The following is a 15,009-nucleotide window of genomic DNA, read 5'->3' as shown; positions in this document are numbered from 1 at the left end:
CATATTTTTGTTCGGGTGAAAACCTAAGTGGGTGCGCCATTCCAGACTTTGTCACTTGGTGCGCACCCTGGAATGGCGGCTTTCACCGTCAGCGGTCATCGGCATGTCTGCCTGTACCGCTCGCCTATCCAAGGCCATTGAGCTTAATAGGGGATTAATTTCACCCGAATAAAAATATGTTGGGGGGTGACGACGAAGGCGGCGGGGGGCTAGCCCCCCTGCTGCGGTGCGTCCTTAACTACTCGCCAAGCTTGGCATGGACCTCTGCAAGGTCGATTTCACCCGTTGGCATCTTGTTGTCTGGGTTTTCGAAATCATAACGGAAAAGCTGGAAATCTTTCTTATAGATTTCATAGACCAGATGCATCGACAGGTCGTCGAAATAGTCTGACACTTTGTGCAGCCGCTTTGGGCCGTGGCCTTCGCTTTCGTTGAAGCGCGGAATCGTCGCAAGATCGACTTTATGCGGTGTTTCGACGGCCGACAGCACGTCCTGCATCCCGTCGTTGAAGGCTTCGGTCCAGAAAATTTTGTCATAGGTGCCGCCGTTCACGATGAACGTCGAGATGTGACCTGACATTGCTGACCAGTGGATGTCAGGCTCCATCGGGCGGCGCCAGCGAATGGTGTCGCGGGCGAAAAGCAGGAAGCGGCGGAATGATTGGATCTGATCGAATTCAAACCCGGTTTCGGGATCGCCGACTTCAATGCCGTATTTTTGGATCAGCAGCGGGACAAGGTTCCCGCGATAGCGGCGGCCATTGCGCTGGATGCCGCAGATCTTGTCAAAGAAGGACGACAGGATGCGGGTGTAGGGGTTGCGCACGCAGGTGAAGGCATAGCTTTTATGCGCTTTCACGTTGGCATTAATCAGCGGCTGGCTGTCATCCATCGCCCACTTGTGCATGCCAGCCTGAGCGTCGTGGATGTCGCCATCAAAGAACGTGCCGTGGTCCGAGTAGTACATGATCTGACCGATGGTCGAGCAGGCGCACTTTGGCACCACGCGGTAAACCATGCTTTCGCTTTCCGTCATCCAGGTGCCTGGAAAACCCATCGTGTCTACCCTTCCTATTCGGACTGAACTGCCGAAAGTCGCTTCCGGTCCTGTCTTAGTGGACTGGGAAATGCAAAGAAACCCTGTATGTTCAGGGGCCGTTCACGCTATGACGGCTATGGACGTCGGTAAACTGGAGCATAACGGCCTTTTCATGGCAAAAATCGCTTTTATTCTTCTCTGCCACAAAGACCCTGATGCGATCATCCAGCAGGCCCGGCAACTGACGGCGGCTGGTGACTGCATCGCGATTCACTTTGATGCCCGCGCCCCGAAAGAGGCTTATGCCCTTATTCAGGCTGCGCTGCATGACAATCCAAATGTTGCATTTGCACGCCGCCGGATCAAATGCGGCTGGGGTGAGTGGAGCCTTGTGCAAGCAACGCTTTACGCGGTCGAGGCCGCGGCCGAGGCGTTTCCCCGCGCAACTCATTTTTACATGGTCTCTGGCGACTGCATGGCGATCAAGTCGGCCAGTTATGCGCATGATTTTCTGGATCGCCATGACAAAGACTATGTCGAAAGCTTTGACTTTTACGACAGCGAATGGATCAAAACGGGCTTTAAAGAAGAGCGTTTGATTTATCGCCATTGGTTCAATGAGCGCACGCAAAAGCGGCGATTTTACTGGAGCTTTTGGGCGCAGCGCAAGCTGGGCTGGACCCGTCCGGTGCCTGCGGATGTGCAGGTTATGATTGGTTCGCAGTGGTGGTGTCTTCGGCGGCGCACGATCGAGGCGCTTCTTGATTTCACCAAGAACCGGCACGACGTCATGCGGTTTTTCCGCACGACTTGGATTCCGGACGAGACATTCTTTCAAACCGTGGTGCGGCATTTGATTCCAAGCAAGGAAATCGAAACGCGCACCCTGACGTTTTTGATGTTTACCGATTACGGCATGCCCGTGACGTTCTACAACGACCACTTCGATCTGCTACTCAGCCAAGACGCTCTGTTCGCCCGCAAGATTAGCCCCGAGGCGAAAGAGCTGAAGGCCAGGCTTGGGATTCTTTACGCTTCGGATCGGCAGGAGTTCAAGATTTCGAACGAAGGCCGCAGCCTTTTCACCTTTTTGACCGGGCGGGGCCGGGTTGGTCGGCGCTTTGCGGCGCGGTTCTGGGAATCGGAAAGCACGCTGGGCCGCGAGCGAGAGCTGTTGATCATCGCCTGCAAGAAATGGCATGTCGCCAAACGCTTGCTAGGGGCGATCAAATCGCACACGCAAACCCCGGCGATTGCCTATCTGTTCAACGAGGAAGGCACTGACATGCCTGACCTAGGCGGCATTCAGGGTAGCCTTGGCAAGCGGACGCGGCATCGGCGTGCCTTGATGCGGATGCTGTTTGATTACTACGACAGCGACCGCCTGATCATTTGTCTTGATACCGCGAATATTGACTTGATGCAGGACTTCTTTTCGGATCGGTCCACGACCAAGCTGCTTGAAATCCAATGCGGGCTGTCGGACGACTTTCTAAGCGGCCATGCCCGGCGTGTTGGGCTCGCTGGGGAAGAGACGCCGGCGCATGCATTGGCGCAACTTTTACCGACGATCCGTGCCGACGTGATCTTTGAGTCTGACCAGATTAAAGACGCAGAGTTCCCTAATCACCTGCGTATCCGCGAAAGCGCGACTCCGGCAGAAAACGCGCCGGCGCTTGCGGAATTCCTGCAAGTCTCTGACGAGACAGCCCGCACGTTGGCGGAAACACCTTACCTATTCGTTGATTGAGGACGGCTATGACCTTTGACTATGACGACCAAAACATCTTTGCCAAAATCCTGCGCGGTGAAATTCCGAACCGGACTGTGTTTGAAAACGATCATGCACTGGCTTTTGAAGACATCTCGCCGCAAGCCCCGGTGCATGTGCTGATCATCCCAAAGGGGGCTTACATGAGCCTTGACCACTTCGCCGCCGAGGCGAGCGCGGAAGAGCAGGCGGGGTTTATGAAAGCTGTGGCAGAGGTTTGCCGGATCAGCGGTGTCGATGACGGCTTTCGCGCCATCGCGAACACCCGCGCGCATGGTGTGCAGGACGTGCCGCATTTCCACATGCATATTCTGGGCGGAAAGCGGCTGGGCCGGATGTTGCCAGAGTAACGCCGTCCGGCGCTGTTGCCCGCCGGCGGGCGGGCAAGGCGCCCGCCCGCCGTCCCGTTTACTTTAGCGGCCGGACGTGAGGGACAGGAATACGTCTTCTAGATCAGGCTGTTCGCTGGTGACGTCGCGGATTGTAATTCCAGCGTCGCGCACAGCTTGTAGGATTTCGCCCGCAGGGGTTTTGCTGGACTGATAGGTGAACGCCAGTGTGCCGTTGTCGCGCCGCTGTCCTGTGATGCCGCCGGGCAGGGGGGGCAGGTTCGGGTGATCGGCGTCCGGTGTGATGACCAATGTCTTTTGATCCAGCGTGCCCAGCAGGTTTGCTGTGGTGTCGCGGACGATCATTTCACCGTGGTTAATGATCGCGATTTCGTCGCACATCTGTTCGGCTTCTTCCAGATAGTGCGTCGTCAGGATGATCGTCATCCCCTCGTCGTTCAGCTGTCGCACGTTCTGCCACAGCATGTTGCGCAGTTCGATATCGACGCCAGCGGTGGGTTCATCCAGCACAAGGATTTGTGGGCTGTGGACCAGCGCCTTGCCCAGCAGAAGGCGGCGGCGCATCCCGCCGGACAGTGACCGCGCATAGGCGTCAGCCTTGTCAGACAGGCCGATCAGTTCCAGCAAAGCGTCCGTTTTGCGCTGCGCTTTGGGCACGCCGTAAAGGCCAGCCTGCACATCAAGCGATCCACGCGGCGTAAAGAAAGGGTCAAGATTGGGCTCTTGCGGCATGATGCCGATGGCGGCGCGGGATTGGCGCGGGTTTTCGTCCTGATCAAACCCCCAGATGTTCACCTTGCCGGACGTTTTCACCACCAGCCCGGCCAGCACGTTGATCAGGGTCGATTTGCCAGCGCCATTCGGCCCAAGCAGGCCAAAGATCGACCCGCGCGGGATGTTCAGGTCGATGCCTTTCAGCGCCTCTTTTGCCGGGGAACGGCCCGTGGCGGCGTAGGTTTTCGTCAGGCCAGAGATTTCGATAGCGTTGTCGGTCATGGTGTTGCCTTTTGCAGTCGTGCGGGGGCTGGCACCGGCGGCGGTGCTGGGCTAGTGTCATGTCTGATCTATGGCGGGTTTGGCCCGCGACAACAGACAGGCATGCCAATGACACGTCCCGCCCCCGAAACCAAGATCGTTCACACCCGCAAGGTCGCTTGCGACGGCGGCGACGGTGGCCTTGGCCATCCCCGCGTTTGGCTGGCGATTCCCGAAGAGACAGGCTTTGTCGAATGCGGCTATTGCGACGCGAAATATGTGCTTGAGGGTGACGGCGCGGACGACCATTAAGACCGCCCGGGCGATCACCTTTTAACCGACCAAACGAGGAAGTTCACCATGGCCAACGCGTTTGGAAAAGGCTGTCATCTACATCTGATTGACGGCTCTGCCTTCATATTCCGCGCCTATCACGCGCTGCCGCCGCTCACGCGCGCCTCTGACGGATTGCCTGTCGGCGCAGTCAGCGGCTTTGTGAACATGTTGCAGCGCTATATTGAGAATAACGCCGGCCCTGATGCCGCGACGCATGTCGCTGTGATTTTTGATAAGGGCAGCCATACCTTTCGCAACGACATGTACGACCAGTACAAGGCGAACCGCGAGGCGATGCCAGAGGATCTGCGCCCGCAGATCCCGCTGACCCGCGACGCCACCCGTGCGTTCAACATCGCTTGCGAAGAGATCGAAGGGTTTGAGGCTGACGATATCATTGCCACCCTGTCCCACATGGCGCGGGATGCCGGCGGGCGGGTGACGATCCTGAGCTCTGACAAGGACATGATGCAGCTTGTCGGTGACGGTGTTGAAATGCTGGACCCGATGAAGAACAAGCGTATCGACCGCGAGGCGGTGATCGAAAAGTTCGGCGTCCCGCCTGAAGGCGTCGTTGATGTGCAGGCGCTGGCTGGCGATTCTGTCGATAACGTGCCCGGCGCGCCCGGCATCGGGATTAAGACCGCTGCCTTGCTGATCAACGAATTTGGCAATCTGGAAAGCCTGCTGGACCGCGCGACCGAAATTAAGCAGCCCAAACGCCGCCAAACCTTGATCGACCACCGTGCCCAGATTGAGCTGTCGAAACGCCTTGTGCAGCTCGACTGCGATATGACGTTGCCCTTTGGGCTGGATGATCTGGAAATCCGTGACCCAGAGCCGGAAAAACTGCTCGCCTTCTTGGCCGAGATGGAATTCCGCACTGTGACAAAGCGGATTGCGGATCGTTTGGGCGCAGAAGCGCCGGTTATCGAGACCGCCCCGGTGGCCAACGTCGCGACCCCGGACGAGGTGCCGTTCGATGCGGACGGCTACGAATGCGTTCGGACGCTGGATGCGCTGCAGGTCTGGATCGACCGGATCATGGAACGCGGCTACGTCGCCGTCGACACTGAAACCACATCGCTGAACGAAATGCGCGCCGATCTGGTGGGCATCAGCCTGTGCGTCACCGCGGGGCAGGCCTGTTATATCCCGCTGGCGCATAAGGCTGCGGCGCAGGACGATCTGTTCGGCTCTGACGCGCGGGCAGAGGGTCAGATCGATTTCGACGCCTGCCTCGCTGCGTTGAAGCCTTTGCTAGAGGATGAAAGCATCCTCAAAATCGGGCAGAACATGAAATACGACGCAAAGATTTTCGCGTTGCAGGGCATTAACGTTGCCCCGATCGACGACACGATGCTGCTGTCCTACGCGATGCACGCGGGCCTGCATAACCATGGCATGGATACGTTGTCGGAACGATACCTTGGCCATACGCCGATCCCGATTAAGCCGCTTCTTGGCACCGGAAAATCTGCCGTGACCTTTGACCGGGTGCCAATTAATGACGCGGTAAAATACGCCGCCGAAGACGCTGATATCACCCTGCGCCTGTGGGAACTGCTGAAGCCGCAGTTGCACGTCAAAGGCGTCACCACCGTCTATGAAACACTGGAACGCCCATTGGTGCCCGTGCTGGCGCAGATGGAGATGGCGGGCATTAAAGTCGACCGCGATACGCTGTCGCGCATGTCCAACGCCTTTGCCCAGAAAATGGCCGGGCTAGAGGATGAGATTCAGGAGCTTGCAGGGCGCAAGTTCAACGTAGGATCCCCCAAGCAGCTGGGCGAAATCCTGTTTGACGAGCTGAACCTGACCATGCCGGATGGCAAGAAGCCCGCGACTGGCAAGACCGGAGCCTATTCCACCGGCGCTGATGTGCTCGAGGACCTTGCCACCATCCACGATCTGCCGCGCCGTATTCTGGACTGGCGGCAGTTGGCCAAGCTGAAATCGACCTATACCGACGCGCTGCAGGACCACATCAACCCCGAAACGGGGCGCGTTCATACGTCCTATTCCATCGCGGGGGCGAACACGGGGCGTCTGGCGTCGACCGATCCGAACTTGCAAAACATTCCCGTCCGATCAGACGAAGGCCGCCGCATCCGCGAAGCCTTTATCGCCGAGGATGGCAAGGTGCTGGTAAGCCTCGACTATTCCCAGATCGAACTGCGCATCCTCGCGCATGTCGCCGGTATCGAAGAGTTGAAGCAAGCCTTCCGCGACGGCGTCGACATTCACGCGCTGACCGCATCAGAGATGTTCAACGTCCCGCTAGAAGACATGACACCCGACATTCGCCGCCAGGCCAAAGCGATCAACTTTGGCGTGATCTACGGCATCAGCGGCTTTGGCTTGGCGCGCAACCTGCGCATTCCGCGCGCCGACGCACAGGGGTTCATCGACCGGTATTTCGAACGCTTCCCCGGCATCCGCGCGTATATGGATGACACCGTGAAATTCGCTAAGGATCATGGCTACGTCCAGACCTTGTTCGGCCGTAAGATCAACACGCCAGAGATTAACGCCAAAGGCCCGCAAGCCGGCTTTGCCAAGCGCGCCGCGATCAACGCGCCGATCCAAGGCACAGCTGCTGATGTTATCCGCCGCGCGATGATCCGCATGCCGGATGCGATCAAAGGCCAGCCCGCCAAGATGCTGCTGCAGGTCCACGACGAACTGCTGTTCGAGGTCGAAGACGGTGCGCAAGACAAGCTGATCGAGACGGCCCGTGATGTCATGGAAAACGCCTCTGACCCGGCGGTAAAGCTGGATGTGAAACTCGCGGTAGAGGCCGGACAAGGGTTAAACTGGGCCGCCGCCCACTAACGCTAAGGGCAGGAAACTGCCCTTAGTTCCCAGTTTTTCGGAACTTTCCCGCCGACGTTCCCGTTGTTTTCACAATAACAGGAACAAAATCGAGGGAACAATGTCAGAGAAAAATCTGCCATCACTGGGGCTGGCGCTTCTGCCGGTCGTTTTGACACTGGGGCTATTGGCGCTTCAACTTTTCTATTACGGCGATTTCACCCCGCATATTCCGCTGGTGATCGGTCTTGCCATTACGTCTTTGCTTGGCGTGTTGCGCGGGCAAAAGTGGATGGACGTGCGCGAGGGCATCTTTCACGTGATCCACGTGTCGATGCCATCCGTCGCAGTGCTGATCGTCGTCGGTATGATCATCGGCACGTGGATCGCATCTGGCACGGTGCCGACGCTGATCTATTACGGTCTGACGATCTTGAACCCTTCGATCTTCCTCGCGGCCGCCATGATCCTTTGTGCTGTCGTGTCGCTGTCGCTGGGGACCAGCTGGGGCACCGTCGGCACTGTTGGCCTTGCGCTGATGGGCATTGGCGCGGGCTTTGGCGTGCCAGTCTATTGGACCGCGGGCGCTGTCGTGTCGGGGTCGTTCTTTGGCGACAAAATCTCTCCGCTCTCTGACACCACGAATCTTGCACCTGCTGTCACCGGCACCACGGTGTTTGACCACATCCAGAATATGCTGCCGACGACGGTTCCTGCGATGCTGATCGCGTTGGTGATCTACCTTATCGCGGGCTTCGCGCTGATCGACAGTGAGGGGTCATCCTTTGACGCCATCACCGCCATCACGACAGAGCTGCAAAGCCAGTTCGCCATTGGTCTTGTGCCATTGCTGCCAGCCGTTGTGGTCATTGGCTTGGCACTGACCAAGAACCCGCCACTGCCGTCGCTGTTTGCCGGTGTGTTAGCGGGCGCTGCCGTTGCGATCTTTTGGCAAGGCTACGGGCTGCATGACGTCTTTGCCTTTGCGCAGTCGGGCTACAGCATCGACACCGGCATCGCCGATATCGACAGCTTGCTGAATTCTGGCGGTATCCAATCGATGATGTGGACAATTTCGCTGATCCTGATCGCGCTTGGTTTTGGCGGCGCGCTGGAACGGACAGGCTGCCTAGAGGCGATCATCAACGCGATCATCTCTCGCGTCAGCAGCTTTGGCGCAGTGCAAACCTCTGCTATCGCGACATCCTTTGCGACCAACATGGTGGCGGGTGATCCGTACATCAGCATCGCGTTGCCCGGCCGTATGTATGCGCCGCTGTATCGCGGTATGGGATATTCCACGCTGAACCTGTCCCGCGCGGTCGAAGAGGGAGGCACATTGATGTCGCCGCTGATCCCGTGGAACGCGGGCGGTGCCTTTGTCATCTCTGCGCTGGGGCTTGGCATCATGGACGGCAATTTGGAAAACCTGCTGTATATTCCGCTGTCCTTTGCCTGCTGGACCGCCCCCGTGATCGGTATCTTCTATGCGCTGACGGGGCTGTTTTCGCCCAAGGCGACGGACGAAGAACGCCGCCAGTGGGAAAAGTCGAACGAGGACGTGATGGATATGTCAGACCACACCCTTGGCAAACACGCCTGATCCGCCGCGCCGTTGCCGCAGGAACAAATCGCCCTTCTGGCGGGTTCTTGCGGCAACGGACACAAAAGGATCAATGCCATGACTAAGGACGCAAAAGCCGATTTCTGGGACCGCGTAGACGACGTGCAGGCCGGCATGCTGGGCCTGACCAGCGACGGCAAGCTGGTGCCAATGTCGCCCAACCTGCGCAAGACACGCGATGGGAAAATTTGGTTTATCGCCGCCAAAGGCGAAGAGATCGTAGATAGAACATCTGCCACCCCGTCAGAGGCACGGTTTGTGATCGCCGACGCCAAATCCGGCCTTTATGCCAACGTTGAAGGCACGCTGGCCCATGACAATGACAAAGAGGTTTTGGACGAAATCTGGAACATGGTCGCCTCGGCTTGGTTCGAGGATGACAAACAAGACCCCGATCTGCGCCTACTGGCCTTCACCCCGGCCAAGGCTGCGGTCTGGCTGTCGACCACCAGCGGCGTTAAGTTTCTGTATGAAATTGCCAAGGCCAACTTGACTGACACCCAACCCGACACCGGATATCAGGCTGAATTGACGTTCTAAACTTTGCTAGAACGATCAAAAAAAAGGCGGGCCAATCGGCCCGCCTTTCGTTTGCCCGCTGATACCGGATCAGTTGACGGCTTTTGCGTCCACAACATCTGTGCGGGTTGCGTTCGACTTTTCAATCGCAATCCGGCGCGGCTTCAGCGCTTCGGGCACTTCGCGGACCAGATCGATATGCAGCATGCCGTCGGCATGGCTAGCGCCCGTCACGCGGACATGGTCAGCCAGATGAAAGCGACGCTCGAACGCGCGCGTGGCGATGCCGCGATGCAGGAACTTGCGCGCGCTTTCGTCCTCGGACTTGCGGCCCGTCACGATCAGGGCGCGGTCATTCACTTCGATCCCAAGGTCGCTATCGGCAAAGCCAGCGACAGCGATCGAAATGCGCCAAGCGTCATCCTCGGTCTTTTCAATATTATAAGGGGGGTAGGTCGATTGGCCAACGTCGGCGGCCAAAGCGCGGTCCATCAGGTCGGCGATTTGATCAAAGCCAACAGTGGCGCGGTAAAGGGGTGTTAAATCATAGCTACGCATCGGGTCATCCTTTTCAAAGCGATAACAGTGACGCCTTCCCGCAAAGGGACAGGCGTATCGTACGGACGGCCCGTTGTGGCACCGTCCTGACCTTGATGTGGGGAGCGTTTTGCAGTGGTTCAAGAGGGGGGCGCTACGGCCTGACGAACTTGGCACCCGTGTCATTGCGCGTGCCGCTGCTGGTGAAACGCGGCTGGGGTGCCTGCGGGGCCTGCGTGATTTGCCCTTGGTTCGACCGATGCGCAATCAACACCGCGTCGATGGCAGAGGCCGCCGCGACAGCAAGTGAAACCTGCTTGCCATTCGACGTGCCCATCGCGGACACGATCGCAACAATGCGCGATTGCCCGTTTTGTGTCCAAAACACGGGTGCGCCGCTGGCTCCGAAATCGGCAGAACACGACATCATCAGCACGCCGCGTGACTGGTCCAGCACGTGGCACACCCGCTGTAGGCTAGCCGCATTTGCGCGGTCGCGGGCATAGGACACGACCGCGACGTCAGCCTGCACTGTTGGTGTGGGGCCGATCCCGTAGGGCGTCAGGCTTGGCAGACGGACCGGGCGTTCAAGTTCAAGCACGGCCAGATCGACGGCCACGGCACCGTCCTGTGGTTTCTCGCCGTGATGTCGATAGTCCGGATGAGGCGTGACCTTGATGATGGCGCGGGTGGCCATCGCCCGGTCATCACGTAGGCCTGCGAGAAAGGTAAAGTTTTTGGCCGGAATAAGGCTGCCATCGTCGGCATAGACGCAATGCGCCGCGGTAATAATCATCGTCTGGGAAATGAGGGACGCGGTACAAAATCCGCTACCCGCAATGTCCAAACGGCCGACCGATTGCCAGCCACGGCTGCTTTCCCCGGTATCAAGGGATTGCAGGTTCGTATCCTGCGCAGCGGCAAGGCTAGCCCAAAGCGCCATCACGAGTGCCAGAAAATGACGCATGCCCTGCCTTATAAAACGGTCCATACGGCCTTGGTCGCACGGGTTTCAGGCTGGATTAAGGCGCCCCGCGCAAATTGGGAACAGGGTTGTCAGTAATCTGCCGTGTCAGGGCCGGCGGCTGTGGCCCTCCGGTTGCCCAGTCCAGCAGTTCGACCGTGTGCACAATCGGCACACCTGCGCCCGTGCCGATCTGCATCATGCAGCCGATATTTCCCGCGGCAACGATCTGCGGCGATAGTGCCTTAAGCGTGGCCACTTTACGCGCCTTTAACTGCCCAGAGATTTCGGGCTGCATCAGGTTGTAGGTACCAGCAGAGCCGCAGCACAGGTGACTATCAGCAGGCTCTAACACGGTGAAACCTGCGCGTTTTAGCAGCTCTTTGGGCGCGGATTTGATCTGCTGGCCGTGTTGCAGGGAACAGGCAGCATGGTAGGCGACGCGCATGCCGCTGCCCTCGACGCTGGGCTCTGATGGCAGGCGCTTCGCATCCGTTCCGGCAATGCCGCCCTTGGCCACATTCAGGTCGATATGGGGCGAGCTGGCTGGCAACAGGTCCAATATGACCTCGCTCACGTCCTTGGCGATTGCCGATACGCGCGCGGCGTCGTCGGCCAGATCGGTATTGCGGAACATATGGACGTAATCCTTGACCGTCGTGCCGCAACCAGAGGTGTTGATGACAATCGCATCAAGCCCGCCCGCATCCATCTGCGCGGTCCAGGCGCGGATGTTCTTTGCAGCAGTGGCATGGGCCTCGGCCTCTTTGCCCATGTGGTGGGTCAGGGCCCCGCAGCAGCCTTGGCCTTCTGGCACCACAACCTCTGCCCCCAGACGGTTCAGCAGGCGGATCGTGGCATCGTTGATGTCTGTATTCAGCGCGCGCTGGGCGCAGCCGGTCATCAACGCGACGCGCATTGTGGGCGCGGCCACGGCAAAGGTTTGCGGGTCATCATTGCGGCTGACAGGCGGGATCACCTTCGGTGCCATTTGGATCATCGCCCGCAGTCGCGGATCAGGGATCAGCCCCGCAAAGGGCCGCGCGATCTTGGCCCCAAGCAGCGCAAGCCGGAACCGCCCGGGATAGGGCAGCACGCGGGCTAGCACCCAACGCAGCATCCGGTCGCCCATAGGGCGCTTGTAATGCTCGTTGATGTAGGCGCGGGCGTGGTCAACAAGATGCATGTAGTGCACGCCCGACGGACAGGTTGTCATACAGGCAAGGCAGGACAGGCAGCGGTCGATGTGCTTGACTGTTTTCGCATCGGGCACACGCTCGTTTTCCAGCATATCCTTGATCAGGTAAATGCGCCCGCGCGGGCTATCCAGCTCGTCCCCCAGCACCTGATAGGTGGGGCAGGTCGCGGTGCAGAAACCACAGTGCACGCAGGCGCGCAAGATCTGATTTGCCCGCGCCGTGCCGGGGTCTTGCAGTTGCTGCTTCGTAAATGTCGTTTGCATCAGCCCATTACTCCGGCATTCAGAATTCCGCGCGGGTCAAAGCGCTGACGCAGGCCGCGGCTAAGCGCAGCAACGGCGGCAGGTTCGGGATGAAAGCGCGCGATTGCTGCACTGGCGTCGCCCCGCACCCGGGTCGCATGCCCGCTGGTGATGCTGGTGCGCAGATCGCGCCCCGCCGCGCACAAAACCCATAACAACCCGCCGCCCCAGTCCGCCATAACTTGGACGTCACCGCCGGCGCGAAGGGCACTGACCATCGCAGGCATCGCCGACGGACGGATCGACACGCGCCAGACATCACCGGGCTGCCCGGCAAAGGCACGGGCGTCGCGCACTGCAGACCAATCTACATCGCCAATCGTCACAGCACCAAATTGCGTCAACTCTTCCGCCAGCCGATCCGCGCGGTAAGCCACCGAATCGCTAAACCCTTCTAAGCGCACGATCGCCGCGCCATCCGCCCACGCCGCCCCGGTCACATCGTAGGGAGAGCCAAGCGCGGCCGACATCGCCGCGACCGCTTGCGCTGCGTCCAGATCCGGGATTGAGAGTGTCGCAACAGCTTGCGGCAGTGGCAGCACTTTCAGGCTGACTTCTGTCATGACGCCAAGGGTGCCATGCGCGCCCGCCAGCAACTTGACCAAGTCGTAGCCGGTCACGTTCTTCATCACGCGGCCACCGTTCTTGACGATATTTCCCGCACCATCGACGAACCGCACGCCAAGCAGATGATCCCGGCAGGCACCGACCTGAATCCGGCGCGGACCGCTGGCGTTGGTCGCCACGATACCGCCAATGGTCGGTGCGCCACTGGTGCTGAGTAGCGCGCGCATATCTGTCGGCTCAAAAGCCAGACGCTGCCCCTCTGCTGCCAGAGCGGCCTCAATTTCTGCTAGCGGCGTACCCGCGCGCGCCACCAGCGTCAGCGCACCGGGCTCATACAGAGTGATCCCGCTCAACCCTGCGGTCGACAATGCTTGACCGTCCGCAAACACACCTCGCGTGCCACCGCCCTGCACCGAAATCGGGCCAGAAGCATCGCGGATCATCCCCGAAAGTTCGTCTTCACTCGTCGGCATCATTCGCGGCCCTGCCTTCTTCTGGTCAAAAATATCTCGGGGGTTTGGGGGCTGGCCCCCAAGCTACGCCGCGCGATGGCTTTCGCTCGCATCCAGCGGAAATACCTTGGCTGGGTTCAGCAGCCAGCCCGGATCGAACACATCCTTGACCGCCATCTGCGCATCCAGATCGGCGGCATTGAACTGCACGTGCATCAAGTCACGCTTTTCAATGCCAACGCCATGCTCGCCCGTCAGGCATCCGCCAACCTCGACACACAGCTTCAAGATCGCCGCGCCAAATTCTTCGCAGCGTTCCAGATCGCCGGGCAGGTTCGCGTTATACAGGATCAGCGGGTGCATGTTGCCGTCGCCGGCATGGAACACATTGGCCACATCCAGCCCGTATTCAGCCGACATCTGGCGAATACGGTCCAGCACATGCGGTAGTTCCGTCACCGGGATCGTACCATCAAGACACATGTAGTCGTTGATCTGTCCCATCGCGCCAAAGGCCGACTTGCGGCCCAGCCAAATGCGGGCCGCTTGGTCCGCGTCCCGGGCCTCGCGCACTTCCACGGGGTTATGGCGTGCGGCGATCTCTCCGATCAGGGCCAGTTGGTGATCAATCTCGGCGTCAGAGCCTTCAACCTCGATGATCAGCAGCGCCTCGCAGTCAGGATAACCTGCTTTTGCAAAGGCTTCGCAGGCGACGATACAGGGGCGGTCCATGAATTCGATGGCGACGGGCAGTACGCCCGCCTTAATGATGTCGGACACGCAGGCCCCGGCCACAGCGTTGCTGTCAAAGCCGATCAACATGGGCCGCGCGCCCTCGGGCTTGTGCAGGATGCGCAGTGTCGCCTCTGTCACGACGCCAAGCTGCCCTTCTGACCCGCAGATGACACCCAGCAGGTCCAGCCCCGGCGCATCCAGATGCCCGCCGCCAATCTCGACCACGGTGCCGTCCATCATCACCATCGTGACGCCCAGCAAGTTATTCGTTGTCACGCCGTATTTCAGGCAATGCGCCCCGCCAGAGTTCATGGCGATATTGCCCGCAATCGCGCAGGCCAGTTGGGACGACGGGTCAGGTGCGTAAAAGAAACCCTCTGCTTCGACCGCGCCAGTGACGGACAGGTTCGTGCGTCCGGTCTGCACGCGAATGATCCGGTCGGCATAATCAGTCTCGAGCACCGCGTTCAGCCGCGCCACGCCAAGGATCACGCAATCCGCCGTTGGCATCGCGCCGCCCGCCAGTGACGTCCCCGATCCGCGCGGCACGACGGGCACGCCCATGTCGTGACAAATGCGCAAGATGTCAGACACTTCTTGTGTGGACGCAGGCAGGACCGCCAGCAGGGGCGGGCAGCGATAGGCGGACAGGCCATCGCATTCATAGGCGCGGGTTTCCGCGATGTCGGTAATGACCGCATCAGCGGGCATGACGCTGCGCAAGCGCGCGGCAAGCTGGTCTTTTAGCGCGATCACGCTGGCATTGGGCTGTGGCATCTGCATCGCAAGTCCCCCGTTAATTGGTAAGATATTATAACCAATTTG

13 protein-coding genes are annotated in these 15,009 nt (G+C 59.4%); 6 read left to right on the top strand and 7 right to left on the bottom strand.

The genetic code is table 11. The annotated features are described in order from the left end of the window. Positions 1-238 precede the first annotated feature (238 nt). The gene (locus tag KBW81_RS14685; RefSeq protein ID WP_254247680.1) at positions 239-1,057 is read right to left on the bottom strand and encodes a sulfotransferase family protein; all 819 of its coding nucleotides are present in this window, start codon (positions 1,055-1,057) and stop codon (positions 239-241) included. 154 nt (positions 1,058-1,211) lie between these two features. Between KBW81_RS14685 and KBW81_RS14680 the strand changes: the two genes are divergently transcribed. Together KBW81_RS14680 and KBW81_RS14675 are read left to right on the top strand one after the other, a co-directional pair. Beyond that, positions 1,212-2,789: a DUF5928 domain-containing protein gene (locus KBW81_RS14680; RefSeq protein ID WP_254247679.1), complete on the top strand. Its 1,578-nt coding sequence runs from the start codon at positions 1,212-1,214 to the stop codon at positions 2,787-2,789. Positions 2,790-2,797: 8 nt separating this feature from the next. Then, the gene (locus tag KBW81_RS14675) at positions 2,798-3,160 is read left to right on the top strand and encodes an HIT domain-containing protein (protein ID WP_090186309.1); all 363 of its coding nucleotides are present in this window, start codon (positions 2,798-2,800) and stop codon (positions 3,158-3,160) included. A gap of 63 nt (positions 3,161-3,223) precedes the next feature. Here KBW81_RS14675 and KBW81_RS14670 read toward each other — a convergent pair whose 3' ends face one another. Then, positions 3,224-4,156, bottom strand: a complete 933-nt coding sequence (locus KBW81_RS14670; protein WP_254247678.1) for an ABC transporter ATP-binding protein — start codon at positions 4,154-4,156, stop codon at positions 3,224-3,226. A 108-nt stretch (positions 4,157-4,264) separates the two neighbouring features. Between KBW81_RS14670 and KBW81_RS14665 the strand changes: the two genes are divergently transcribed. From KBW81_RS14665 to KBW81_RS14650, 4 genes are all read left to right on the top strand, one after another. Then, positions 4,265-4,447 (top strand): zinc-finger domain-containing protein, encoded by a 183-nt coding sequence (locus KBW81_RS14665; protein WP_090186315.1) that lies wholly within the window; start codon positions 4,265-4,267, stop codon positions 4,445-4,447. Between the two features lie 48 nt (positions 4,448-4,495). Continuing rightward, positions 4,496-7,306, top strand: a complete 2,811-nt coding sequence (gene polA, locus KBW81_RS14660; protein WP_254247677.1) for a DNA polymerase I — start codon at positions 4,496-4,498, stop codon at positions 7,304-7,306. A 100-nt stretch (positions 7,307-7,406) separates the two neighbouring features. Then, positions 7,407-8,888 (top strand): Na+/H+ antiporter NhaC, encoded by a 1,482-nt coding sequence (nhaC, locus tag KBW81_RS14655; RefSeq protein ID WP_090186320.1) that lies wholly within the window; start codon positions 7,407-7,409, stop codon positions 8,886-8,888. A 78-nt stretch (positions 8,889-8,966) separates the two neighbouring features. Continuing rightward, the gene (locus KBW81_RS14650; protein WP_254247676.1) at positions 8,967-9,449 is read left to right on the top strand and encodes a pyridoxamine 5'-phosphate oxidase family protein; all 483 of its coding nucleotides are present in this window, start codon (positions 8,967-8,969) and stop codon (positions 9,447-9,449) included. Between the two features lie 69 nt (positions 9,450-9,518). Here the strand turns inward: KBW81_RS14650 and KBW81_RS14645 are convergent, their stop codons facing one another. From KBW81_RS14645 to KBW81_RS14625, 5 genes are all read right to left on the bottom strand, one after another. Continuing rightward, positions 9,519-9,986 carry an Hsp20 family protein gene (locus tag KBW81_RS14645; protein WP_090186327.1) on the bottom strand — a complete coding sequence of 156 codons (468 nt, stop codon included), beginning with the start codon at positions 9,984-9,986 and terminating at the stop codon, positions 9,519-9,521. 133 nt (positions 9,987-10,119) lie between these two features. Next, positions 10,120-10,932, bottom strand: coding sequence for a trypsin-like serine peptidase (locus KBW81_RS14640; protein ID WP_254247675.1), 813 nt, complete (start codon positions 10,930-10,932; stop codon positions 10,120-10,122). A 55-nt stretch (positions 10,933-10,987) separates the two neighbouring features. Beyond that, complete coding sequence (glcF, locus tag KBW81_RS14635; protein ID WP_254247674.1) at positions 10,988-12,391, bottom strand: glycolate oxidase subunit GlcF; 1,404 nt, start codon at positions 12,389-12,391, stop codon at positions 10,988-10,990. Further along, positions 12,391-13,473 (bottom strand): FAD-binding protein, encoded by a 1,083-nt coding sequence (locus tag KBW81_RS14630; RefSeq protein WP_254247673.1) that lies wholly within the window; start codon positions 13,471-13,473, stop codon positions 12,391-12,393. Before KBW81_RS14630 ends, glcF begins: the two co-directional genes overlap by 1 nt. A gap of 60 nt (positions 13,474-13,533) precedes the next feature. Continuing rightward, a complete protein-coding gene (locus tag KBW81_RS14625; protein WP_254247672.1) occupies positions 13,534-14,967 on the bottom strand; it encodes an FAD-linked oxidase C-terminal domain-containing protein in 1,434 nt (477 codons plus the stop codon). Between the last annotated feature and the right edge of the window lie 42 nt (positions 14,968-15,009).

It is taken from the genome of Loktanella salsilacus (genome assembly GCF_024206795.1).
Classification (GTDB): domain Bacteria; phylum Pseudomonadota; class Alphaproteobacteria; order Rhodobacterales; family Rhodobacteraceae; genus Loktanella; species Loktanella salsilacus.
The sequence above is the reverse complement of the archived record's forward strand: the minus strand, read 5'-3'. Positions and strand labels throughout refer to the sequence as shown.

What these genes read in the sequence shown, in the direction of transcription:
- KBW81_RS14685 (WP_254247680.1), bottom strand. Translation starts at nt 1,057, where the DNA reads ATGGGTTTTCCAGGCACCTGGATGACGGAAAGCGAAAGCATGGTTTAC.
- KBW81_RS14680 (WP_254247679.1), top strand. Translation starts at nt 1,212, where the DNA reads ATGGCAAAAATCGCTTTTATTCTTCTCTGCCACAAAGACCCTGATGCG.
- KBW81_RS14675 (WP_090186309.1), top strand. Translation starts at nt 2,798, where the DNA reads ATGACCTTTGACTATGACGACCAAAACATCTTTGCCAAAATCCTGCGC.
- KBW81_RS14670 (WP_254247678.1), bottom strand. Translation starts at nt 4,156, where the DNA reads ATGACCGACAACGCTATCGAAATCTCTGGCCTGACGAAAACCTACGCC.
- KBW81_RS14665 (WP_090186315.1), top strand. Translation starts at nt 4,265, where the DNA reads ATGACACGTCCCGCCCCCGAAACCAAGATCGTTCACACCCGCAAGGTC.
- polA (WP_254247677.1), top strand. Translation starts at nt 4,496, where the DNA reads ATGGCCAACGCGTTTGGAAAAGGCTGTCATCTACATCTGATTGACGGC.
- nhaC (WP_090186320.1), top strand. Translation starts at nt 7,407, where the DNA reads ATGTCAGAGAAAAATCTGCCATCACTGGGGCTGGCGCTTCTGCCGGTC.
- KBW81_RS14650 (WP_254247676.1), top strand. Translation starts at nt 8,967, where the DNA reads ATGACTAAGGACGCAAAAGCCGATTTCTGGGACCGCGTAGACGACGTG.
- KBW81_RS14645 (WP_090186327.1), bottom strand. Translation starts at nt 9,986, where the DNA reads ATGCGTAGCTATGATTTAACACCCCTTTACCGCGCCACTGTTGGCTTT.
- KBW81_RS14640 (WP_254247675.1), bottom strand. Translation starts at nt 10,932, where the DNA reads ATGCGTCATTTTCTGGCACTCGTGATGGCGCTTTGGGCTAGCCTTGCC.
- glcF (WP_254247674.1), bottom strand. Translation starts at nt 12,391, where the DNA reads ATGCAAACGACATTTACGAAGCAGCAACTGCAAGACCCCGGCACGGCG.
- KBW81_RS14630 (WP_254247673.1), bottom strand. Translation starts at nt 13,473, where the DNA reads ATGATGCCGACGAGTGAAGACGAACTTTCGGGGATGATCCGCGATGCT.
- KBW81_RS14625 (WP_254247672.1), bottom strand. Translation starts at nt 14,967, where the DNA reads ATGCAGATGCCACAGCCCAATGCCAGCGTGATCGCGCTAAAAGACCAG.